General features: G+C 72.5%; 1 pseudogene. It reads right to left on the bottom strand.

What is annotated here, in order from left to right:
• Positions 1-20: 20 nt before the first annotated feature.
• A pseudogene (locus ABQ292_RS26520) lies at positions 21-978 on the bottom strand (IS5 family transposase).
• Between the last annotated feature and the right edge of the window lie 51 nt (positions 979-1,029).

Genomic DNA, 1,029 nt, shown 5'->3' on the forward strand with positions numbered 1-1,029 from the left:
CCTAGGGACTGTCTGACGAATCACGGAAGCCAGGTGAGTAGGGCGGCAAGGTCGAGCGCGCCGGCGTAGTTGCGGGCATGCTTGTCATATCGGGTGGCCAGGCCGCGCCACTGTTTGAGCTGGCAGAAGCCGCGTTCGACGACGTTGCGGCGGGCGTAGCGGGCCTGGTTGAAACCGACCGGTCGGCCATCGGCGGAGCTCTTGCGGCGCCGGTTGGCGGCCTGGTCGGCCGGCTGCGCGATGGTGTGGGAGATGCCGCGGCGGCGCAGCAGCGTCCGGTTGGCCCGGGAGCTGTAGCCCTTGTCGGCGACCAGGTAGTCCGGGCGACTCCGCGGTCGCCCCGGCCCGATGCGCGCCACCCGAAGGGCGGCCAGCAGCGGGGCGAACATGGTGGTGTCGTTGACGTTGCCGGCCGTCAGCAGCACCACCAGCACCCGCCCGCGGCCGTCGGTGAGGGCGTGCACCTTGGTGGTCAGCCCGCCGCGGGAGCGGCCGATGGCGTGATCGGCCGGCTCGGTCACCGCCGGTTCTGCGGGGCAATCAGGCTCGGTCGGTGACTCGGCCGGGGCGCCGGCCGCCCTCCTGATCGTCATCGGCGTCGCCGCGCACGGTCGAGGCGTTGCCCCCGACCCGCCGGGCGGCCGCCCCGTGCTGATGCACCCGCACCAGCGTGGAGTCGACCGCGACCAGCCAGTCCAGCTCGCCGGCGGCGTCGGCGTCGGCCTGGGCGCGGGCCAGCAACGTGGTCCAGGTGCCATCGGCGCTCCACCGGGTCAACCGCTCATAGGCGGTCTGCCACGGCCCGAAGGACTCGGGCAGCTCGCGCCATGGGGAGCCGGTGCGGTACTTCCAGGCGATCGCCTCGATCACCTGCCGGTGATCGCGCCACCGTCCGCCCCGCCGACCGGCCGAGGAAGGCAGCAACGGCTCCATCCACGCCCACGCCTCATCGGAGACCACCACTCGATGCTGTCGCATCGCCTGAAGCCTGCCGACCCGGAGCTGCATGATCCGTCAGACACGCCCTAG

The sequence above is a fragment of the Geodermatophilus maliterrae genome, assembly GCF_041018925.1.
Taxonomy (GTDB): Bacteria; Actinomycetota; Actinomycetes; order Mycobacteriales; family Geodermatophilaceae; genus Geodermatophilus; species Geodermatophilus maliterrae.